This is a genomic window from Paraburkholderia sp. J12 (assembly GCF_905220215.1).
Lineage (GTDB): Bacteria > Pseudomonadota > Gammaproteobacteria > Burkholderiales > Burkholderiaceae > Paraburkholderia.
The window spans coordinates 22,857-42,824 of the sequence record NZ_CAJMZC010000025.1 but is presented as its reverse complement, the minus strand read 5'-3'; the positions used below and the strand labels follow the sequence as shown (position 1 = coordinate 42,824).

The 19,968-nt window shown below is 66.0% G+C and carries 21 protein-coding genes and 1 tRNA gene; 9 read left to right on the top strand and 13 right to left on the bottom strand.

What is annotated here, in order from left to right:
• Positions 1–46: 46 nt before the first annotated feature.
• The 9 genes from U5760_RS30415 to U5760_RS30375 all read right to left on the bottom strand — a co-directional run bounded on the left by U5760_RS30415 (position 47) and on the right by U5760_RS30375 (position 8,027).
• The gene (locus tag U5760_RS30415) at positions 47–244 is read right to left on the bottom strand and encodes a DNA gyrase inhibitor YacG (RefSeq protein WP_322016010.1); all 198 of its coding nucleotides are present in this window, start codon (positions 242–244) and stop codon (positions 47–49) included.
• A gap of 86 nt (positions 245–330) precedes the next feature.
• Positions 331–1,086 carry a cell division protein ZapD gene (gene zapD / locus U5760_RS30410; RefSeq protein ID WP_028228657.1) on the bottom strand — a complete coding sequence of 252 codons (756 nt, stop codon included), beginning with the start codon at positions 1,084–1,086 and terminating at the stop codon, positions 331–333.
• A gap of 171 nt (positions 1,087–1,257) precedes the next feature.
• Positions 1,258–1,875 (bottom strand): dephospho-CoA kinase, encoded by a 618-nt coding sequence (gene coaE / locus U5760_RS30405; protein ID WP_322016009.1) that lies wholly within the window; start codon positions 1,873–1,875, stop codon positions 1,258–1,260.
• A 3-nt stretch (positions 1,876–1,878) separates the two neighbouring features.
• Complete coding sequence (locus U5760_RS30400; protein ID WP_322016008.1) at positions 1,879–2,802, bottom strand: A24 family peptidase; 924 nt, start codon at positions 2,800–2,802, stop codon at positions 1,879–1,881.
• Between the two features lie 27 nt (positions 2,803–2,829).
• The gene (locus tag U5760_RS30395) at positions 2,830–4,056 is read right to left on the bottom strand and encodes a type II secretion system F family protein (RefSeq protein ID WP_322016007.1); all 1,227 of its coding nucleotides are present in this window, start codon (positions 4,054–4,056) and stop codon (positions 2,830–2,832) included.
• Entirely contained in the window at positions 4,053–5,342 is a 1,290-nt protein-coding gene (locus tag U5760_RS30390; protein ID WP_322016006.1) for a GspE/PulE family protein, read from the bottom strand. The genes U5760_RS30395 and U5760_RS30390 overlap by 4 nt, the downstream gene beginning before the upstream one ends.
• 87 nt (positions 5,343–5,429) lie before the next feature.
• On the bottom strand, positions 5,430–6,749 hold the full coding sequence (locus U5760_RS30385; RefSeq protein ID WP_322016005.1) for an HlyC/CorC family transporter: 1,320 nt from the start codon (positions 6,747–6,749) through the stop codon (positions 5,430–5,432).
• A gap of 171 nt (positions 6,750–6,920) precedes the next feature.
• Positions 6,921–6,997, bottom strand: a tRNA-Pro gene (locus U5760_RS30380).
• Between the two features lie 37 nt (positions 6,998–7,034).
• Complete coding sequence (locus U5760_RS30375) at positions 7,035–8,027, bottom strand: polyprenyl synthetase family protein (RefSeq protein ID WP_322016004.1); 993 nt, start codon at positions 8,025–8,027, stop codon at positions 7,035–7,037.
• 383 nt (positions 8,028–8,410) lie between these two features.
• Between U5760_RS30375 and rplU the strand changes: the two genes are divergently transcribed.
• The 4 genes from rplU (at position 8,411) to proB (ending at position 11,539) form a co-directional block, all read left to right on the top strand.
• Positions 8,411–8,722 (top strand): 50S ribosomal protein L21, encoded by a 312-nt coding sequence (gene rplU / locus U5760_RS30370; protein WP_006025184.1) that lies wholly within the window; start codon positions 8,411–8,413, stop codon positions 8,720–8,722.
• Positions 8,723–8,748: 26 nt separating this feature from the next.
• Positions 8,749–9,012 carry a 50S ribosomal protein L27 gene (gene rpmA, locus U5760_RS30365; protein WP_028228679.1) on the top strand — a complete coding sequence of 88 codons (264 nt, stop codon included), beginning with the start codon at positions 8,749–8,751 and terminating at the stop codon, positions 9,010–9,012.
• A 211-nt stretch (positions 9,013–9,223) separates the two neighbouring features.
• Positions 9,224–10,348 carry an Obg family GTPase CgtA gene (cgtA, locus tag U5760_RS30360; RefSeq protein ID WP_322016003.1) on the top strand — a complete coding sequence of 375 codons (1,125 nt, stop codon included), beginning with the start codon at positions 9,224–9,226 and terminating at the stop codon, positions 10,346–10,348.
• Between the two features lie 72 nt (positions 10,349–10,420).
• Entirely contained in the window at positions 10,421–11,539 is a 1,119-nt protein-coding gene (gene proB, locus U5760_RS30355; RefSeq protein ID WP_322016002.1) for a glutamate 5-kinase, read from the top strand.
• 119 nt (positions 11,540–11,658) lie between these two features.
• Here proB and U5760_RS30350 read toward each other — a convergent pair whose 3' ends face one another.
• Both U5760_RS30350 and U5760_RS30345 read right to left on the bottom strand, forming a co-directional pair.
• Positions 11,659–12,222 carry a CNP1-like family protein gene (locus tag U5760_RS30350; RefSeq protein WP_322016001.1) on the bottom strand — a complete coding sequence of 188 codons (564 nt, stop codon included), beginning with the start codon at positions 12,220–12,222 and terminating at the stop codon, positions 11,659–11,661.
• A 128-nt stretch (positions 12,223–12,350) separates the two neighbouring features.
• Positions 12,351–13,022 carry an RNA pyrophosphohydrolase gene (locus tag U5760_RS30345; protein WP_322016012.1) on the bottom strand — a complete coding sequence of 224 codons (672 nt, stop codon included), beginning with the start codon at positions 13,020–13,022 and terminating at the stop codon, positions 12,351–12,353.
• 278 nt (positions 13,023–13,300) lie between these two features.
• Between U5760_RS30345 and U5760_RS30340 the strand changes: the two genes are divergently transcribed.
• Positions 13,301–15,037: a proline--tRNA ligase gene (locus tag U5760_RS30340; protein WP_322016000.1), complete on the top strand. Its 1,737-nt coding sequence runs from the start codon at positions 13,301–13,303 to the stop codon at positions 15,035–15,037.
• Between the two features lie 18 nt (positions 15,038–15,055).
• Positions 15,056–15,655 carry a MarC family protein gene (locus U5760_RS30335; RefSeq protein WP_322015999.1) on the top strand — a complete coding sequence of 200 codons (600 nt, stop codon included), beginning with the start codon at positions 15,056–15,058 and terminating at the stop codon, positions 15,653–15,655.
• A 137-nt stretch (positions 15,656–15,792) separates the two neighbouring features.
• Here the strand turns inward: U5760_RS30335 and U5760_RS30330 are convergent, their stop codons facing one another.
• Both U5760_RS30330 and ffh read right to left on the bottom strand, forming a co-directional pair.
• Positions 15,793–16,344 carry a hypoxanthine-guanine phosphoribosyltransferase gene (locus U5760_RS30330; protein WP_322015998.1) on the bottom strand — a complete coding sequence of 184 codons (552 nt, stop codon included), beginning with the start codon at positions 16,342–16,344 and terminating at the stop codon, positions 15,793–15,795.
• A gap of 150 nt (positions 16,345–16,494) precedes the next feature.
• A complete protein-coding gene (ffh, locus tag U5760_RS30325; protein ID WP_322015997.1) occupies positions 16,495–17,862 on the bottom strand; it encodes a signal recognition particle protein in 1,368 nt (455 codons plus the stop codon).
• 84 nt (positions 17,863–17,946) lie between these two features.
• On the opposite strand from ffh, the gene U5760_RS30320 reads away from it, so the two are divergent.
• From U5760_RS30320 to ampD, 3 genes are read left to right on the top strand one after another with little or no spacing between them, the layout of a single operon-like run.
• Positions 17,947–18,876 (top strand): inner membrane protein YpjD, encoded by a 930-nt coding sequence (locus U5760_RS30320; RefSeq protein ID WP_322015996.1) that lies wholly within the window; start codon positions 17,947–17,949, stop codon positions 18,874–18,876.
• A 59-nt stretch (positions 18,877–18,935) separates the two neighbouring features.
• A complete protein-coding gene (locus U5760_RS30315) occupies positions 18,936–19,304 on the top strand; it encodes a PP0621 family protein (RefSeq protein ID WP_322015995.1) in 369 nt (122 codons plus the stop codon).
• Positions 19,301–19,909, top strand: a complete 609-nt coding sequence (gene ampD, locus U5760_RS30310) for a 1,6-anhydro-N-acetylmuramyl-L-alanine amidase AmpD (RefSeq protein WP_322015994.1) — start codon at positions 19,301–19,303, stop codon at positions 19,907–19,909. Before U5760_RS30315 ends, ampD begins: the two co-directional genes overlap by 4 nt.
• Positions 19,910–19,968: the final 59 nt, after the last annotated feature.

Genomic DNA, 19,968 nt, shown 5'->3' with positions numbered 1-19,968 from the left:
ATTCGCGCAGCGGCCTTTTTACTGATTTACTGACGCATCGGGTTATCTACTGACGGGTGTCCGTGGGCGGCGCTTCGTCGTCGGGCGGCGTATCGTCGTCCGTGCCGCCGATGCGGTACTTCTCGGCCGCCCAGGCGCCCAGATCCATCTGCTTGCAGCGTTCCGAGCAAAACGGGCGGAAACGGTTTTCCGGAACCCAGCGGACATCCTTGCCGCAGGTTGGACATTTGACGACGGTGGCCATGCTTTCGAAGGGGCAGTCGATGGGCGCCGCACGGAGCGGGCGCCGGGTTGACGAAATACGGTTTGAAAAAACGGCGCCTGGAGCCTTTAGAGGCTGCACAGCGTCAACTGGAACGGCACATCCACGTCCACGGCGCGCGGCCGCAGATCGCCGTCCTGCACGGTGAAGCGCACCCACAACATGTACTTGTTGGCGCTCGCTTCGGGAATCACGCGCAAATCCGGTGCCACGCGTACCTGCATCAACTGATAGGCGCGGCCGGAGAGCATCTGCTGGTAGCTGCCCTGCATGGCCATGACCTTCGACGCCTGGCCCGATTCGCGCGCAAGGCGCAGCACGATGGCGGCGGCGTCGCGTAGCGGCAGCAGCGGCATGACCCATTTTGCAATGTCCTGACGGCGCTGATCGGGATGCAATTGTTGCCACGCGTAGTAGGACGGCAGGTCGAACTTGCAGGTGCCGCCCGGAATGATCGCGCGGCTGCGAATGCTGGCGAGCCATTCGTTATCGGCCAGGTGCTGGCCCGTCTTGCCCTGCATCTGCGTGAGGCCCGCGAGGGTCTGCTCGATCTCGCCCAGCACGGTTTCGAGCGCATTCTGCTCGATGCCCGGATTGCCGCGGAACGGCGCAAGCGTCTGACGCTGCCTCTCGAGCTCTTTCATCAGGTCCGACTTGAGGTCGGCGCGGCCAGCCACTTCCGCGATTTCGAAGAGTGTCGTGAGCGCAACGTGATGTTCCCTCGGATCCTCCTGAGTCAGGAAAAACGTGAAGCGCTCGAACAGGTCCTCGAGGCGCAGCAGCGTCCGGATTCGCTCGTTGAAGGGATACTCGTAAAGAATCAAGCGCGCTCGCCTCGGGCGTGGTCGGTGAAGGATTTGCAGGACATTCTAATGCCGTGATGCTGCGGTCGCAATCGCGGGTGGAACGGCCGGCCGGCGCGGCTTCTTCGTGGTTTCCTCGCGGCTTCCTGTTATCAGGCGATTCTCCTGGCGAATTCCCCGTGCGCCTGACGTTCAGCCTCGCGTGCTCACGGACCCCGCGAGCGCCAGGTAACGCTTGTGCAGCACGTCGACGTCGTTAGAGAGCGACTCGAGAGTGGCGCCATCGTTGACGACGACGTCGTCTGCGGCCGCGAGCCGCGCTTCGCGCGTGGCCTGGCGCGCAACGATGGCGAGCACCTGCTCGCGCGTGAAGCCGTTGCGGCGCATCACGCGCCCGATTTGCGTCTCGACGCTGCAATCGACGGCCAGCACGCGGTCGACACGCGTTTTCCACGTGCCCGACTCGACGAGGAGCGGCACCACGACGATGACGTACGGACCGCTCGCCGCGAGCGAAGCGCGTTCGGTTTCGGAACGGATGAGCGGATGCGTGATGGCTTCGAGCCGCTTGCGGGCCGCCTCGTCGCTGAAGACGAGCGCGCGCATGCGGGCGCGGTCCATGGAGCCGTCGGGCGCCACGAATTCCGGGCCGAACTGTTCGCGGATCGCTGCCATCGCAGCCCCCTCGGGCGCCGTGATTTGATGCGCAATTGCATCGGTATCGACGACCGGCACGCCGCGCGCCGCGAACAGGTCCGCCACGGTCGATTTGCCGCTGCCTATGCCGCCTGTCAGTCCGATCGAGAACATCGATCAGGTCCCCCACACGAAATACAACGGTGTCCCCACGAACAGCGTGACGAGCGCCCCCGCCGCCAGATACGGGCCGAACGGCAACGGTTCCTCGAAGCGCATGCGCCCGGTCCAGGTCGCGACAAGGCCGACCACGGCGCCCGCGACGGCTGCGATGACGACGATCTGCGGCAGCGCACCCCAGCCCAGCCAGGCGCCGAGCGCCGCGAGCAGCTTGAAGTCGCCGTAACCCATGCCTTCGACGCCGCGCAGCAGCCGGAACGCCCAGTAGACGCACCAGAGCGCGAGGTAGCCCGCAATCGCGCCGATCACGGCCGTGTGCAGCGCAACGAACGTACCCCACAGATTCACGATCAGCCCGGCCCATAGGAGCGGCTGGGTGATCTCGTCGTAGAGCATCTGGTGTTCGAGGTCGATCGCGCTGGCGGCAATCAGCGCCGCGCACAGCGCGAACGCAGCCAGCGCCTTGCCCGAAGGCCCGAATGCGGCGAGTGCGAGCACGGCGCAAGCGGCGCCCGCCAGTTCGATGAGCGGATAACGGGCGCTCACGCGCGCGTGACAATGCGAGCAGCGGCCGCGCAATGCCAGCCAGCTCAGCACGGGAATGTTCTCCCACGCGCGCAGCACGTGGCCGCAATGGGGGCAGGCGCTGCGCGGCAGCCACAGGTTGTAGTGCTCGGGCAGGCCGTCGTCGGTAAAGAGCTGGCCGGTGGCTTCGGCGGCGTCGGCGCGCCAGGCGCGTTCCAGCATGATCGGCAGCCGGTGCACGACCACGTTGAGGAAGCTGCCCACGACGAGCCCGAGCACGATTGCAAACCCCATGAGCAGGGCGGGCGGCAATGCGCCGAGCGCGGCGCCGATGGCGTCGGCCGAGCCGGCGGGCGCGAGATCGGAGGCGGAAGCGGACAGAAAATGAATGGGCATGGCGGGTGTGGAAATCTGGCAGCGATGCTACACCACGTTGCCGAGTTGAATGATGGGAAGATACATCGCCACCACGAGCCCGCCGACCAGCGCGCCGAGCACGACGATCACGAGCGGTTCGCACAGGCTCGAAAGCAGGCCGATCTTTTCGTCCACCTGACGGTCTGCGAGCGAGGCGACGTCGAGCAGCATGGCGTCGAGCGCGCCGGATTCCTCGGCCACGGCCACCGGCTGGATCACGTCGCCGGGAAAGCAGCCGGCGGCGCGCATGGCGGAGGCCAGCCGCTCGCCGTGCCGCAGCCGTGCGCTGATACCGGCGCTCGCGTGATCGAAGAAGGCATTGCCGCTCGCGTGCGTGAGCGAGTCGAAGGCGTCCGCGAGCGGCGTTCCGGCCGTGAGCAGGGTGCCGAGCGCGCGGCTCCAGCGTGCCGCGCACAGCGCCGTGAGCAGCGGGCCCACGAAGGGCAGTTTCAGCACGGCGCGTCCAAAGGCGATGCGCGCGCGCACGGAGCGGCGCAGCACGCCCTGAGTTGCGAATACCGCTGCGGCGACGCACAGGGCCGCGGGCAGACTCCAGCGTGCCGCGCCGGTGGAGAGCATCAGTACGAATTGCGTGGGCGCGGGCAAGGCGGCGCCGAAGCCGTCGAAGATCTGCTTGAAGGTCGGCACGACCCATACCAGCAGCGCCGCGGTGATAGCCACGGCCAGCAGCAGGACGGCGACAGGATAGGTGAGCGCGGCGCGGACTTTCGAGCGCTGGGCGGCGGCGCGCTCCCGGTCGTCGGCGATGCGTGCGAGCACGCCCGCAAGCGTGCCCGAGGCTTCGCCCACGGCGACGAGCTGGCGATAGAGCACGCCAAAGCGTGCGGGATGGCGGGCGAGCGAGTCGGAAAAGCGAATTCCGGCGGTGATGTCGCGCGCCAGCGCGCCTGCGATACGGGGTATGCCGCCCGGGCCCGGCGACTGCGCCAGGAGTTCGAGCGATGGCGCAAGCGGCAGGCCGGCTCGCTGGAGGCTCGAAAGCTGGCGGGTGAAACGCGTGATGTCGGCGTGGCTTGCACGTGGCAGGGGGGCCGCGCGTCGTTGCTCCAGCGCCGTGACCGTAATGCGCTCGCGTTTGAGCGCGCGCCGCGCACTGGTCATATCGGCGGCGATCAGCATGCCGCGGCATGGCGCGCCCGAGGCGTCGATGCCGCGCCACGCATAGCGCCATTCGGCCGGCGTTTCGCCGCCTCCCACCCGCGCCGGCGTCATGCCGAATCCGTTGCGGCAAGCGCTTCGGCGAGACTAGTGGTGCCGTCGCGCACCCGCGCGAGCGCCGCTTCCCTCAGCGTTGCCACGCCTTCTGCCCGAGCTTGCCGTGCGATGGCGCGCGCGCCTTGTTTCGCGACGATCAGATCGCGCAGCGCATCCGATATCGGTATCACCTCGTGAATCCCGATACGCCCGCGATACCCGATGCCGTGACACGCTTCGCAGCCGCGCGCGACATAGATGGGTTGATGCGGATCCAGTCCGGCAGCGCACAACGTTGCTGCCGATTCGCGGGCGACGGCACGGCATTGTGTACAGAGCTTGCGCACGAGCCGCTGTGCCGTGACGAGCCGCAGCGCTCCGGCGAGGTTAAAAGGCTCGACGCCGATGTCGATCAGCCGCGCCGCGGCGGCCGGCGCATCGTTGGTGTGCAGCGTGGAGAGCACGAGATGGCCGGTCTGCGCGGCTTTTACCGCGACGCTGGCGGTTTCCTCGTCGCGGATCTCGCCGATCATGACGACGTCCGGATCCTGCCGCAGCAGCGCGCGCAACGCGATGGCGAAGGTGAGGCCGGCCTTCTCGCGCACATTGACCTGGTTGATGCCGGCAAGCTGGATTTCGGCCGGGTCTTCCACGGAGCACAGATTGCGCGAGTCGTTGTTGAGCAGTTGCAGGAAGCAGTAAAGCGAGAGGGTTTTGCCGCTGCCGGTCGGCCCTGTCACCAGTGCGAGGCCATGCGGCGCACGGATCGCTTCGGCGACGGTCTCTTGTTGCGATTCGTCGAGCCCGAGCGCGGCAAGCGAGAGATTCGCGGGCAATGCTTCGAGCCGCCGCAGCACGAGCTTTTCGCCGAACAACGTGGGCAGCGAGTTGACGCGATAGTCTTCGGCGGGCTGGGCCGGGCCCGATGGCGCGAGCCGCAGCCGGCCGTCGAGCGGGATGCGCCGTTCCGCGATGTCCATGCGCGCCAGCACCTTGATGCGAGTGATGAACGCGTCGCGCAGATGGGCGGGCGGCCGCGCCGCTTCGTGAAGCACGCCGTCGATGCGCAGGCGGATACGCCAGCCGTGTTCGAGCGGTTCGACGTGCAGGTCGGACGCGTTGCGGCGCGCTGCTTCGCGCAGCGTTTCGGCGAACAGGCGCACGGCGGGCGCGTCGTCCGCATGGGCCGCGACGGGCGAGGCCGATAACGCCGGTGACGGGGCGCGAGGAACGCCGCCGCTCGCGGCGTGCTGCACGGCGGCATACGCGCGACGCGAAGTCTCGCGATAAGGAATGGGTAGCATGGAATGCCGGCTGGAGCCGCCTGCGTGGAGGAACGGCTCCATCATCGAACGGCGCGTGACCGCGCGCCATTCGTCCGGATGGCTAACTTAACGACCCGGCAGGAGCTTCTTTGCCTTCTTGAGCGGGTTGGTGCGCGGCTTCGCGCCGGGTTTGAAGAGCTTCACCGTGCGCACGGCCTGGTCGTCGCTGCGCAGCACTTCGAGCTTCACGTCGCCGATCTGCACGCATACGTCGCCTTCCGGAATCTCTTCGAGCACTTCGAGGATCAGGCCGTTGAGCGTCTTCGGGCCGTCGGTGGGCAGCGTCAGATGCAGCCAGCGGTTCAGTTCGCGCAAGGGCATGCTGCCCGGCACGATGCACTCGCCGTCCTCGTTCCAGCCGCCGCGGCCCGCGCCGCTGCGCGGCAGGGTGGTGGTGAATTCGCCGATCAACTCTTCGATGATGTCTTCGGGCGTCACAAGCCCTTCCATCTCGCCGTATTCGTTCACGACGAGCGCGACGCGGTGGCGGCTTTCCTGGAAGTACTGAAGTTGCTGGAAGACGGGGGTGCCGGTCGGCACGAAGTACGGATCGTCGAGCAACTCGCGCAACGTCTCGCGCTCCAGTTCCTGGTTGTGTAGCGCGGAGAGCGTCTTGCGCACGTGCAGCACGCCCAGCACACGGTCGATGTCGCCCTGATAGACGATCAGCCGGTTGTGATAGCAGGTTTCGAGCTGGTGAAGGATGTCGTCGAGTGGGGCGTCCAGGTCGAGCGCCTCGATGCGCCGGCGCGGAATCATCACGTCGTCGACGGTGATGTTTTCGAGGTCGAACAGATTCAGGAGCACGCTACGGTGCTTGGTCGGCATGAAGCTGCCGGACTCGAGCACGATGGTGCGCAGCTCCTCGGTCGAGAGGCGCTGGTCGCGCGCGTTGCGCGTATTGATGTGCAGCACGCGCAGGACGGTGTTGGCGAACAGGTTCACGAACCAGACGACCGGCTTCGTCACGCGCATGAGCGGCGCGATCAGAAGGGCGGCCGGCAGCGCGATCTTTTCCGGAAACGTGGCGCCGACGATCTTCGGCGTGATCTCCGCGAACACGATGATCAGGAACGCGACGATCCCGGTCGCGATCGAGAGCACGAGGTTGTTGTGGCCGAAGGTGCGCAACGCGATCGAGGTCGTGAGGACCGGGATGATCGTGTTGAAGAGATTGTTGCCGATCAGGATGACGGTGAGCAGCAGGTCCGTGCGGCCGAGCAGGCTCTGCGTGGTCTTCGCGCCCAGCGTGCCCTGGTTCGCGAGGTGCTTCAGCCGATGACGGTTGAGCGCCATCATCGCCGTTTCGGAGATGGAGAAGAAGCTGGAGCAGATGAGCAGGACGAAAACGGCGCAAATCTGCGCCCACAACGGGAGTTGGTCCACGCGTCGCGAAAGTAAGAGAAACGGATGGGGGGACTATAGCAGAGAGGAATTGGCGCCCCGGGCGCTGTCGCACGGGCGGCAGCCTTGGGGGCATTCCCGGGTCTTCTCGATGAACGGACGAAATGAACGGACGAAAAAAAAACCGCGCGATGCGCGGTTTTTTCGAAATTCTGGTCGGGGTGAGAGGATTCGAACCTCCGGCCTCTACGTCCCGAACGTAGCGCTCTACCAGGCTAAGCTACACCCCGAATTTACTGCTGGACTCTTCGGCTCACTGCGTCTTGTTCAAGACTGGCGCGCCGTCGAGTAAGAACATAATTCTAGCAGGCTCTCTTTGTAAATGGAAGAGGGGAAGGCTGAAATCGCGTCTGCCGCGGCCTGTGCCTCCTCCCTTGCGCACTTGAGCGTGTGGTCGAGCGCGCCCGAGCGCGTGATCGCCGCGAAGATTTCGTCGAAGCGCGTCGTGCCGCCCTGTTCGATGGCCTCGCGCGCGAGCGCCGCCTCCGCGGCCGTGCCGTGTTCGATCAGCCAGATGAGCGGCAGCGTGGGCTTGCCTTCGCGCAGGTCGTCGCCGGCATTCTTGCCCATGGCTTCGGCGGTGCCCGCGTAGTCGAGCCAGTCGTCCATGATCTGGAAGGCCGTGCCGATGCGCCGGCCGAATTCCGCTGCGGCTTCTTCCGTTCGTGCATCCGACCCCGAAAGCACCGCGCCCAGTTGCGCCGCCGCTTCGAAAAGCTTGGCTGTCTTGTAGCGAATCACCCGCATGTAACGCGACACGTCCACTTCCGCGTCGTGCATGTTCAGCAGCTGGAGCACTTCGCCTTCGGAGATGATCGTGGTCGCCTGGGAGAGGATCTCCATCACGCGCATCTTGCCCACGCCCACCATCATTTCGAACGAGCGCGAATACAGGTAGTCGCCCACCAGCACGCTCGCGGCGTTGCCGAAGAGGGCGTTGGCCGTCTTGCGGCCGCGCCGCAGGTCGGATTCGTCCACCACGTCGTCGTGCAGCAGCGTAGCCGTATGGATGAACTCCACCACGGCGGCGAGCTCGTGCCGGTGCGTGCTGCGGTCGCCGAGTGCACCCGCGACGAGCAGCAGCAGCGCCGGACGCAGCCGCTTGCCTCCCGCGCCGATGATGTACTCGGAGATCTGGTTGATCAGCATCACCTCGGACGCCAGGCTTTGCCGGATGACGCGGTTGACCTGCTCCATGTCAGCGGCAATCGGGGCGAGCAGGGCTGCTGCGCTGGGGGTGTGGGTGGCGGTGGACGACATGATGGCAAATAGGGGTAGTGCCGCGGATTATAAGGCGAATCGCGCGACAGTCGGACGCGAGGCCGCGGTATCGCCGGCCATCCGGCCAGGGGATTTCCTCGGGAAACGCCCGGCAGGCGGAGTTTTCGCTGCCATGTGGGGCGCCGGGCCACCGGCTGCGCGCTGTCGCTTGCCGGCCGGGCGCCGGTGGTTGCCCGCCGCTTGCGCGCCGCCTGCCTTCCGGTTGTCGCGTTGCGACACAGCGCGGCGGCTGTCAAGGAGTTTTGACTGCGCGGCTAACTCTATGTATAATCGACGGTTTCCAGCGCGCAATGCATGTGCCGGGCAGTTCGGCAGTGCAGACTTTCAACAGGCTGGAAAAGTTACTCAGAGTGAGGTTCTCAATGTACGCGGTCATAAAAACCGGCGGCAAGCAGTACAAGGTTGCCGTTGGCGAAAAACTTAAAGTAGAACAGATACCGGCTGACATTGACGCAGAAATCACGCTCGACCAGGTTCTCGCAGTGGGCGAAGGCGAATCGATTAAGTTCGGTACGCCGCTGGTCAGTGGGGCTTCCGTCAAGGCCACCGTTGTGTCGCACGGTCGTCACGCCAAAGTGACCATCTTCAAGATGCGTCGCCGGAAGCACTACCAGAAGCATGGCGGCCACCGCCAGAACTACACCGAACTGCGCATCGACGCGATCAACGCGTAAGCGCACGAAGGTAAAGGAGCAAACAAATGGCACACAAAAAGGCAGGCGGCTCTTCCCGTAACGGCCGCGACTCCGAGTCGAAACGACTTGGCGTGAAGGTGTTCGGCGGCCAGGCGATCCTCGCCGGCGGCATCATCGTTCGCCAGCGCGGCACGCGTATGCACCCGGGCCTGAACGTCGGCATCGGCAAGGACCACACGCTCTACGCGCTGGTCGATGGTCACGTCGCGTTCACGACCAAGGGCGCAGCGAACAAGCACACGGTCAACGTCGTTCCCGCAGCGGCCTGAGTTCCGGCCCGCTCGCGAGCGGGCTGAAACGCGACGCAAGGAAAGCCCCGCGAAGTTTGCGGGGCTTTTTGTTTATCCGGGGTTTATCCGGGCCCGGTCGCGCGGGCGCCGCATCGCACCGGCCATTCGGCCAGGTGGGCAAGGAAAGCGGCGGCGAGCACAATACGTGGGCAAAATAACGACACTCACCGATTTCGGGACGGAGTAACGCATGAAGTTCATTGACGAAGCGAAGATCGAAGTCATCGCCGGCGATGGGGGCGATGGCAGCGCGTCGATGCGCCGCGAGAAGTTCGTCCCGTTCGGCGGGCCGGATGGCGGCGACGGCGGGCGCGGCGGCAGCGTCTATGCGGTCGCTGACCGCAACATCAACACGCTGATCGACTACCGCTATACGAAGAAGCACCAGGCGCGCAACGGCGAGAACGGCCGCGGCTCGGACTGCTACGGCAAGGGCGGCGACGACATCACGCTGCGCATGCCGGTCGGCACGGCTATCAGCGATATGGAAACGGGCGAGCTCATTGCCGACCTCACCGAGCACGACCAGCGCGTGATGGTGGCAACGGGCGGGGCGGGCGGCCTCGGCAACCTGCACTTCAAGTCGTCCACCAACCGCGCGCCGCGCCAGAAAACCGAGGGCAAGCCCGGCGAGCGCCGCATGCTCAAGCTCGAGCTGAAGGTGCTGGCGGACGTAGGCCTTCTCGGCATGCCGAACGCCGGCAAGTCCACCTTCATCTCGGCGGTGTCGAACGCGCGGCCGAAGATCGCCGACTACCCATTCACGACGCTCGCGCCGAACCTGGGCGTGGTGCGCGTGGGTCCGAGCAAGAGCTTCGTGATCGCCGACATTCCGGGCCTGATCGAAGGCGCCGCAGAAGGCGCGGGCCTTGGCCACCAGTTCCTGCGCCACCTGCAGCGCACGAACCTGCTGCTGCACCTGGTCGATCTGGCGCCGTTCGATGAAAGCATCGACCCGGTGACGGAGGCCAAAGCGATCGTCGAGGAACTGCGCAAGTACGACGAAACGCTCTATGAGAAGCCGCGCTGGCTCGTGCTGAACAAGCTCGACATGGTGCCCGAAGCCGAGCGCGCCGCACGGGTGGCCGACTTCGTGAAGCGCTTCGAATGGGATGGCCCCGTGTTCGAGATTTCGGCGCTGACCGGCCAGGGCTGCGAAAACCTCTGCTACGCGGTGTACGACTACATCGCGGCGCATTCGGACGCACGCCGCGCAGAGCAAGCCGAAGATCTCGCCTCGGACGTGCGCTTTCGCGACACGCCCGACCTGAAGGGCGAGATCAAGGGCGAAGGCGCGGCGGAGCCGCAGGAGTAACGCTGCACCCTTGCCGGCATCCGTCGCGCCGGCCGCTTCATGCGTCATCAGTCACTAGGGAGACCGCGCAGTATGCGTTCCGTCATCGCCGATTCGCGGCGTCTGGTAGTGAAAGTCGGCTCGAGCCTCGTCACCAACGACGGGCGCGGGCTCGACCATGCAGCGATCGGCCGCTGGGCCTCGCAGATCGCGGCGCTGCGTGCACAGGGCAAGGAAGTCGTGCTCGTCAGCTCGGGTGCGATTGCTGAGGGCATGCAGCGGCTCGGCTGGAGCAAGCGTCCGCGTGAGATCGACGAGTTGCAGGCCGCGGCCGCCGTCGGCCAGATGGGCCTCGCCCAGGTGTACGAAAGCCGCTTCGCCGAGCACGACATCCGCACCGCGCAGATCCTCCTCACCCACGCCGACCTCGCCGACCGCGAACGCTATCTGAACGCACGCTCGACGCTGCTCACGCTCTTGCGTCTCGGGGTCGTGCCGATCATCAACGAGAACGACACGGTCGTCACCGACGAAATCAAGTTCGGCGACAACGACACGCTGGGCGCGCTCGTCGCGAACCTGATCGAGGGCGACGCGCTCGTCATCCTCACCGACCAGAGCGGCCTCTACACGGCGGATCCGCGCAAGGACCCGGCGGCAACGCTCGTTCGCGAGGCCGACGCGGGCAAGCCCGAGCTCGAAGCCATGGCAGGCGGCGCGGGCTCGAGTATCGGCCGCGGCGGCATGCTCACGAAAATCCTCGCCGCCAAGCGCGCGGCCCATAGCGGCGCGAATACGGTGATCGCGAGCGGCCGCGAGCCCGAGGTGCTGGTGCGCCTCGCGTCGGGCGAGGCGATCGGCACCCAGCTCGTCGCACGCACGGCTCGCATGGCGGCGCGCAAGCAATGGATGGCCGACCACCTTCAGGTGCGCGGTCACGTGGTGATCGACGATGGGGCGGTGGAAAAGCTCAGGACAGACGGCAAGAGCCTGCTGCCGATCGGCGTGATCGGCGTGCAGGGTGCGTTCGCGCGCGGCGAGGTGATCGCGTGCCTGAACAGCGCGGGCGTGGAAGTGGCGCGCGGGCTTACGAACTACAGCAGTGCGGAAACGAAGCTGATCCAGCGCCATCCGAGCGGCGAGATCGAAAGCGTGCTCGGCTATATGCTCGAGCCCGAACTGATCCATCGCGATAACCTCGTGCTTGTCTGACGAGGTACGAATCCCGGGCTTCGGCTGTGCTGTCTCGCGCAGCCGATCCGAAAAAAAGCCGCTCCGGCATTCAGATGCCGGAGCGGCTTTTTCGTTTTGCGCGGGGTCTCGTCAGGCGTTCAGCGCACCAGCGTCGACTGAGTCCGGCCGTAGCGCAGGTTTTCGACGATGGCCGATGCCTTGGCCACCGGCATCTTGTTCGCGCAGAAATAGTCCTGGTACAGCGCGGCGCGATAGGCGTTCAGCGTACCGTTCTCGATGCGCGACCAGTCGTTGGCGACGGTCTGGTCCCAGCCGTTGTGGTCGGCGTCGAGGCTCGCATAGAGGCGCCACTCGTAGGTGTCGCAGCGGATGCCTTCGTAGTTCACGTTACGCGCGCCCGAGGGGCTCGTGATGACGATCGTGTATCGAACGATACCGTCGGTACCCACCGTCAGCGAGGCTGGATCGATGGCGAACTTGAGCGGCGTGTTGTTCGAGACGTCGAACGTCAGGAGTTGCGCGCCCGGCTGCGGCAGCGGCGGCAGCCCTTCGAGCTTGTTTTCCTGCCAGGCGCCTTTGCGGTCGAGCAGATAGGTGAACGCGCTGTCGTCCTTGTTGGTGGGGCCGGAGCTGCCGCAGCCGGCCAGCAGGACGCTACTTGCGGCCGCGGCGCACACCGCGGCGAGAGCAATTCGTTTCAAATTGATATTCCTTCGAAGCAACGGGCGAGCGCCGGTTCACCTGTGGGCGCGGCCCCGCAAATGCAAACGGCGGCGCGAACCTGAGGTTCGCGTCGCCGGTTCTGGCGTAGAGCGCCGTCGTGGCCCTGTTAGTCGTGCTCGTCCGGCGCAGGCACGATCATACTCCCGCCACCGGGCCCACAGTCGTTTTCGAGCGGAGCGACAGCAAGAGCAGGCGCGGCCTGCACGGCGTCGGCATGCGCCGACGTCACGATGCGCGGGTAGCGGACCTCGTGGGCGTGCATGCCCCCCGCATGCCGGTCCTGGCGCTCCTGGCGCGGCAAGACCGGCCGCCGCAGAAAGCGCGACAACTCGGTCAGCGCAAGCTGATAGACGTCGCGCTTGAACTCGATGACCGCCTCGAGCGGCACCCAGTATTCGTTCCAGCGCCACGCATCGAACTCGGGATGCTCCGTTGCCCGCAGGCAGATATCGCAATCGCGCCCGACCATGCGCAGCAGAAACCAGATCTGTTTCTGACCGCGATAATGGCCGCGCACTTCGCGCTTGATGAACTTGTCCGGCACCTCATAACGCAACCAGTCGCGCGTGCGACCGACAATCTTGACGTGCTCAGGATGCAACCCGGTTTCTTCGTGCAACTCCCGATACATTGCCTGCATGGGGGTTTCACCATATTTGATGCCCCCTTGCGGAAACTGCCAGGAATGTTCGCGAACCCGCTTGCCCCAAAACACCTCGTTGCGCGCGTTCAAGAGGATGATGCCGACGTTCGGGCGAAAGCCTTCACGATCCAGCATACAACCACCTTCGAATCCTTTAAAATTGCCTTGATTATAAACAGATAACGGTCCTGACGCACTGCGTACCCGGAAGATTGGAGCGATTTGGCGCGATTTGGCGTCAAGCGCGCAAATTCGGGGCAGTAGAGCGCAGGTACCAGGTTCCCGGCTCTGCGAGGCAAGCTGGCGCCGGGCGCAATGCGCTAGCATGTCGGCACCGCACCCTTTTCCGGGAATCCCCACCGTATCACCTTCTTCGGGCGGTCCGCACGGGCCGCCGCTTTTGGAAAATCTGAATGAAAGCCTCCCGTTTCTTTATTGGCACCCTGAAGGAAGCGCCGGCTGACGCCGAAATCGTCAGCCACAAGTTGATGGTCCGCGCGGGCATGATCCGTCGCGTCGCGGGCGGCATCTACAACTATCTGCCGATCGGCCTGCGCTCGATCCGCAAGGTCGAGCAGATCGTGCGCGAGGAAATGAACCGCGCCGGCGCAATCGAGCTCCTGATGCCGGCGGTGCAGCCGGCCGAGCTCTGGCAGGAATCGGGGCGCTGGGAGAAATACGGGCCGGAACTGCTGCGCTTCAAGGACCGCAAGCAGAGCGATTTCGTGATGGGGCCGACGCACGAGGAAGTCGTGACCGACATCGCGCGCAACCAGATCAAGAGCTACCGTCAGATGCCGGTGAACTTCTACCAGGTGCAGACGAAGTTCCGCGACGAAATCCGCCCCCGTTTTGGCGTGATGCGCGGCCGCGAATTCATCATGAAGGACGCGTATTCGTTCGATAAGGACGTCGACGGCCTCAAGGTGTCCTACCAGAAGATGTTCGACGCCTACACGCGCATCTTCACGCGTCTGGGCCTGCAGTTCCGCGCGGTTGCGGCCGACAACGGCTCGATCGGCGGCAGCGGCTCGCACGAGTTCCACGTGATCGCCGAAACGGGCGAGGACGACATCGCCTACTGCCCGACCTCGGACTTCGCCGCGAACGTCGAAGCGGCCGATGCGCTGCCGCTCATCGCCACGCGCGGCGCGGCCACCGAAGCGCTCACGAAAACCCCCACGCCGGGTGCCGCGAAATGCGAACAGGTGGCCGAGCTGCTGGGCATTGCGCTCGAGCGCACGGTGAAGTCGATCGTGCTGGCCACGGACAACGAAGGCGCCGAGCCGACGATCTGGCTGCTGCTCCTGCGCGGCGATCACGACCTGAACGAGATCAAGGCGGCCAAGCTCGAAGGCCTCGGCAACTTCCGCTTTGCGACCGAAGCTGAGATCGTCGAATGGTTCGGCACGCCGCCGGGCTACCTCGGGCCGCTCAACACGAAGAAGCCGGTGAAGGTGATCGCCGATTCGACGGTCGCGAACATGAGCGACTTCGTGGTCGGCTCGAACGAGGTGGACTTCCACACCACGGGCGTGAACTGGGGCCGCGATCTGCCGGAGCCCGTCGTCGCCGATATCCGCAACGTGCAGAAGGGCGATCCGTCGCCGGACGGCAAGGGCGTGCTCGACATCTGCCGCGGCATCGAAGTGGGCCACGTGTTCCAGCTCGGCACCAAGTACTCGGATGCGATGGGCGCGACCTTCCTCGCCGAGAACGGCAAGCCGGCGCCGATGCAGATGGGCTGCTACGGCATCGGCGTCACGCGTATTCTCGGCGCCGCGATCGAACAGAACTACGACGAGAAGGGCATCATCTGGCCGGAAGCGATCGCCCCGTTCGAAGTGGTGCTCTGCCCGATGGGCATGGACCGCAGCGAACTCGTGCGCGAGCACGCGGAGCGCGTCTACGACGAACTCGTCAAGGCCGGCGTGGACGTGATCCTCGACGACCGCGGCGAGCGTCCGGGCGTGATGTTCGCCGACTGGGAGCTGATCGGCGTGCCGCATCGTCTCGTGATCGGCGACCGGGGCCTGAAAGAAGGCAAGATCGAATACCAGGGCCGTCGCGACACCGAGCCGACGCTGCTGCCGGCCGAAGAAGCCGCGCAGACCGTCGTGCAGAAGATTCGCGCGGCGCTCGCGCGCTAGGCGCCAGGGGACGCGCGCGTGGAATACAGCTTCGTCTCCGCGACGATCCTGCTGCTGCTCATCACCGATCCGCTCGGCAACATTCCGCTCTTCATCGGATGTCTGCATCACGTGGAGCGGTCGCGCCGGGCGATCGTGATCCTGCGGGAAGTGGCGATCGCGTTCGTGATCCTGCTCATCTTCATGGTGGCCGGCAACGGCTTCCTGCGGATGATGGGGCTCACCGATACGTCGCTGCGCATCGGCGGCGGCATCGTGCTGTTCCTGATCGCGCTGCGCATGATCTTCCCGCACCCGGGTGGCCCGTTCGGCGGCGGCGACAAGGAGCACGAGCCGCTTATCGTGCCGCTCGCCATTCCGGCGCTGGCGGGGCCTTCGGCGCTCGCCACGGTCATGCTGCTCACCTCGCAGGCGCCGGGCAAGCTGATCGAGTGGATCGGGGCGCTCACCGTGACGATGGTGGTGTGCGCCGTGGTGCTGGTGCTGGCCGAGCGCATCCAGCAGTGGCTCGGCGAGCGTGTAGTGACGGCGTTCGAGCGGCTGATGGGCCTTGTGCTCGTGGCGATCTCGGTGGAGATGATTCTCGCGGGGATCGGCAACTTCGTGCATCACCTCTGAGGCCCGGCACGCCGCCGCGGTACAAGTCGCGGTACTCGCGGTACAAATAAGAAAAGCGGCCCGCGGGCCGCTTTTTTCATGGTGCTTCGTGGTGCGCCCGGTCCCGCGCGAAGCGCGGGAGACGCGGTTGAGGCGTTTCAGGCGCCTTCGGTCAGCGCGCGGATGGTCGGCAGATTGCGCCAGTAGCCCTTCGCGTCCATGCCGCAGCCGAACACGTAGCGATCCGGCACCGAGAAGCCGCAGAAGTCCGGGTGCAGCGGCTTGGCCTTCGGGATGATCTTCTCGCACAGCACGGCCGAGAGAAAGCGCTTCGCACCCATGGCGAGAATGCGGTCGCGGATCGCGGCCATGGTTTCGCCTTCGTCGAGAATGTCGTCGAGCACGATCACCACGCGGTCCTTCACCGATTCGCGCGGCGCGACGCGCCACTGCATCTCGGCGCTGCCCTTGATCGCGTTGCGATAGCGGGTGAGGTGGATGTAGTCGAACTCGAGCGGGAAGTCGAGGTGCGGCAGCAGCATGCCGGTGAAGACGGCGGCACCGCCCATCACCGACAGCACGAGCGGGAAGTCCTCGCTGATTTCGCTGCGGATGGCTTCGGCCATCCGGCCGATGGACGCATTGACTTCGCCCTCAGAAACGATCTCTTCGGAGTGGCGGAAAATGTGTAAGGCTTCTTCGCGATTCATGACTCTGGCGGGACCGTGGCTGTAGCTATGAAGTGTGGGAAATAACGAAGGCGCGCGCTACAGCATAAACCCGCGCGTTCCAGCTTGCGCGCCGCGTTACGAACGAAGGCATCGTGCGGCGCAGTCGTGCGCCGCACGATGCCCGGGGGATCAGCGCATGCCGGGCATCATGCCCTTCATGCCGCGCATCATCTTCTGCAGGTTGCCGCCCTTCAGCTTCTTCATCATGGTGCGCATCTGGTCGTACTGGTTCAGGAGGCGGTTGACCTCCTGGACCTGCACTCCCGCGCCCGCCGCGATGCGGCGCTTGCGCGTGGCCTTGATGAGATCGGGCTTGGCGCGCTCGGCGGGCGTCATCGAATTGATGATGCCTTCCATGCGGCGCATCTGCTTTTCCGCCACGCCCATGTCGGCGCCGGAGGCCGCCTGCTGGAACTGCGCGGGCAGCTTGTCCATTAGCGACGACAGGCCGCCCATCTTCTTCATTTGCGAGAGCTGCGCGCGGAAGTCGTTCAGGTCGAAGTCGCCGCCTTTCTTGACCTTGTCGGCGAGCTTCTGGGCCGCCTGCACGTCCACGCCGCGCTGGGCTTCCTCGACGAGCGCGAGAATGTCGCCCATGCCGAGGATCCGGTTGGCCATGCGGTCCGGGTGGAAGACTTCGAGGCCGTCGAGCTTTTCCGCCACGCCGACGAACTTGATCGGCTTGCCGGTGATGTGGCGCACCGAGAGCGCCGCGCCGCCGCGCGAATCGCCGTCGAGCTTGGTGAGCACGACGCCGGTGAGCGGCAGGGCGTCGTTGAACGCCTTGGCGGTGTTGACGGCGTCCTGACCCAGCATCGCATCGACCACGAAGAGCGTTTCGGCCGGCTTGAGCGAGGCGTGCAGCGCGGCGATCTCGTTCATCATCGCCTCGTCGATACCGAGGCGGCCGGCCGTATCGACGAGCAGCACGTCGTGGTAGTGGCGTTTCGCCCAGTCCACGGCGGCGTTGGCGATGTCGACGGGCTTCTGGTCGGGCTGCGACGGGAAGAAGTCGGCGCCGACCTGCTCGGTCACCGTCTTCAGCTGCGCGATAGCGGCCGGACGATAGACGTCGCACGAAACGGTGAGCACCTTCTTCTTGTACTTCTCGCGCAGCAGTTTGGCGAGCTTGCCGACCGTAGTCGTTTTACCCGCACCTTGCAGACCCGCCATCAGGATCACGGCAGGCGGGGTGACGGCGAGATCGAGCTCGGCAGCCTTGCCTTCGTAGTCGCCGCCGATCACGGCGGTCAGCTCGCGCTGCACCACGCCGACGAGCGCCTGCCCCGGCGAGAGGCTGCTGATCACTTCCTCGCCCAGCGCCTTTTCCTTGACCTTGGCGATGAATTCGCGCACCACGGGCAGCGCGACGTCCGCCTCGAGCAGCGCGAGACGCACTTCGCGCAGCATTTCCTGCGTGTTGGCCTCGGTCAGCCGGGCTTCGCCGCGCAGCGTCTTGACGACGCGCGCCATCCGTTGAGTGAGATTGTCGAGCATGGGGAGCGGTGAGCAGTGCGGCCGGGCCTTGAGCGTGCAGGGACAATCCGGCGCGCACCAAGGGGCCTATAGTAAACTTCGAACATGGATATTGTACTGTATGCCCTCACCGCGCTCCTGTACGGCGGTTTGTGCGCCGCCGACTGGCGCGCGCTGCGCCATGCCAGCGTCGAGCCGCTCCTCGGCGGCGTGAGCGCCGTGCCGGTGCCGGTCGCGGGCGCCCCCGGCGCCGCGAGCACGCGCAACTTCGGGCCGCTTTCCCGCTCGCTGCTCTTCGTCGCGCTCGCCGCGCATGGGGTGCTGCTGCACATGACGATCTTCCCGGCCAGCGAAATGATCTTCGGCTTCGCGTTCGCGTTGTCGGCGATGTTCTGGCTGGGCGCCGGCATCTACTGGATCGAGAGCTTTTTCTTCCAGCTGGACGGGCTGCGTCTCTTGCTGCTGCCGCTCGCCGCCGTGGCTTCGCTCCTGCCGCTCGTGTTCGGCGGCGTGCGCGTGCTGCCGTATGCCGCCGCGCCGATGTTCAAGCTGCACTTTGTCATCGCCAACGTCGCCTACGGGCTCTTCGCCATCGCGGCGCTGCACGCGGTGCTGATGCTGGCCGTCGAGCGCCGCCTGCACGCGCTGCGCGGCGGCGGCTTCCAGCGCAACGCCAGCACGCGCGGCGGCGGCTGGCTGTCGAACTGGATCGAGACGCTGCCGCCGCTGCTCACCATGGAGAAGCTGCTGTTCCGTCTCATCGGCGCGGGTTTCGTGCTGCTCACGCTTACGCTCGCTTCGGGCATCGTGTTCAGCGAGCAGCTGATCGACCGCCCGCTGTCGCTCGATCACAAGACGGTCTTCGCGATTCTCTCGTGGCTGATGTTCGGCGCGCTGCTCACGGCGCGCAAGATCTCGGGCTGGCGCGGCCGCGCTGCGCTGCGCTGGGTGATCGCGTCGTTCGTCGCGCTGCTGCTCGCGTATGTGGGCAGCCGGTTCGTGTTCGAGGTGCTGCTGCACCGGCCCGTTGTCTGAGCGCGTGCCTGCGCGCGTCGATTTTTGCTGAATTTGCGCTGAGTTTGCACTTTGGTCCCATGAGACAGATTCTTCTCCTGATCCTGCTGTTCATCGTCGGGCAATGGTTCGTCCGGGCGCTGCGCCGTGCGCAGCCGCAGTCGCGTCCCGGCGTGCAGCCCGGGCCGAATCCGCAAGGCGGGCAGGGCGCACGGCGTGCCTCCGCCGGCACGGGGGCCGCTGCGGGCGGCAACACGGGTGCCGCAGCCGCTGGCAGCCAGGGCGCGCTCCCCGAGCCGATGGTCCGTTGCGCCGAGTGCGGCGTGCACGCGCCGAAGAGCGAGTCCGTCGCGATGGGCTCGCAGTCGTTCTGCAGCCACGAGCATGCGCGCGCCTATGCCGCGCGTCATGCGGGCCCGGGCCAAGGCCAGGATCGCGCTGCGCGATGAGCGGCGCGCTGCCCCGCTTCGAGGTGGACGCCCAGGGCTGGGTCGCCGCCGCCCGCCGACTGCCTTCGCCGAACTTCGAGGCGCGGCCCGCGGGCGCCGTGCCCACGCTCGTCGTCGTGCACAACATCAGCCTGCCGCCCGATACGTTCGGCGGCCCCGAGATCGCCGATCTTTTCCTCAACCGGCTCGACTGCGACGCGCATCCGTATTTCGACCAGCATCTGCGCGGCGTGCGCGTGTCCGCGCACTTCGTGATCCATCGCGACGGCGCAGCGGAGCAGTTCGTCTCCTGCGACGAGCGCGCGTGGCATGCGGGCGCCTCGAACTTCTTCGGGCGCGAGCGCTGCAATGACTTTTCGATCGGCATCGAGCTCGAAGGCAGCGACACCGCCGCATTCGAGCCCGCGCAATACGCCACGCTGGCGGCGCTCGTGAAGGCGCTCGTCGCGCACTATCCTATCGAGGCGCTCGCGGGTCACTCGGACATCGCGCCGGGACGCAAGACCGATCCCGGTCCGCACTTCGACTGGTCGCGGCTGCAGCACGACACGCAGCTCGGCGACGCTTTTTTCCCCTACCTGAAGCCGCTCGACGCGGCGCCATGACGCGTCCCAATCCGCGCGAAACGTCCACCCGGCTGCTTATCAAAGAGGCACGTCCCGCG

Excerpts from the sequence above, each read along its gene's own strand:
- U5760_RS30315 (WP_322015995.1), top strand. The coding sequence starts at position 18,936 with ATGAGACAGATTCTTCTCCTGATCCTGCTGTTCATCGTCGGGCAATGG.
- coaE (WP_322016009.1), bottom strand. The coding sequence starts at position 1,875 with ATGTTCTCGATCGGACTGACAGGCGGCATAGGCAGCGGCAAATCGACC.
- cgtA (WP_322016003.1), top strand. The coding sequence starts at position 9,224 with ATGAAGTTCATTGACGAAGCGAAGATCGAAGTCATCGCCGGCGATGGG.
- rplU (WP_006025184.1), top strand. The coding sequence starts at position 8,411 with ATGTACGCGGTCATAAAAACCGGCGGCAAGCAGTACAAGGTTGCCGTT.
- U5760_RS30400 (WP_322016008.1), bottom strand. The coding sequence starts at position 2,802 with ATGCCCATTCATTTTCTGTCCGCTTCCGCCTCCGATCTCGCGCCCGCC.
- U5760_RS30390 (WP_322016006.1), bottom strand. The coding sequence starts at position 5,342 with ATGCTACCCATTCCTTATCGCGAGACTTCGCGTCGCGCGTATGCCGCC.
- U5760_RS30345 (WP_322016012.1), bottom strand. The coding sequence starts at position 13,022 with ATGCTGGATCGTGAAGGCTTTCGCCCGAACGTCGGCATCATCCTCTTG.
- U5760_RS30395 (WP_322016007.1), bottom strand. The coding sequence starts at position 4,056 with ATGACGCCGGCGCGGGTGGGAGGCGGCGAAACGCCGGCCGAATGGCGC.
- ampD (WP_322015994.1), top strand. The coding sequence starts at position 19,301 with ATGAGCGGCGCGCTGCCCCGCTTCGAGGTGGACGCCCAGGGCTGGGTC.
- proB (WP_322016002.1), top strand. The coding sequence starts at position 10,421 with ATGCGTTCCGTCATCGCCGATTCGCGGCGTCTGGTAGTGAAAGTCGGC.
- U5760_RS30375 (WP_322016004.1), bottom strand. The coding sequence starts at position 8,027 with ATGTCGTCCACCGCCACCCACACCCCCAGCGCAGCAGCCCTGCTCGCC.
- U5760_RS30330 (WP_322015998.1), bottom strand. The coding sequence starts at position 16,344 with ATGAATCGCGAAGAAGCCTTACACATTTTCCGCCACTCCGAAGAGATC.
- U5760_RS30320 (WP_322015996.1), top strand. The coding sequence starts at position 17,947 with ATGGATATTGTACTGTATGCCCTCACCGCGCTCCTGTACGGCGGTTTG.
- U5760_RS30340 (WP_322016000.1), top strand. The coding sequence starts at position 13,301 with ATGAAAGCCTCCCGTTTCTTTATTGGCACCCTGAAGGAAGCGCCGGCT.
- ffh (WP_322015997.1), bottom strand. The coding sequence starts at position 17,862 with ATGCTCGACAATCTCACTCAACGGATGGCGCGCGTCGTCAAGACGCTG.
- U5760_RS30415 (WP_322016010.1), bottom strand. The coding sequence starts at position 244 with ATGGCCACCGTCGTCAAATGTCCAACCTGCGGCAAGGATGTCCGCTGG.
- rpmA (WP_028228679.1), top strand. The coding sequence starts at position 8,749 with ATGGCACACAAAAAGGCAGGCGGCTCTTCCCGTAACGGCCGCGACTCC.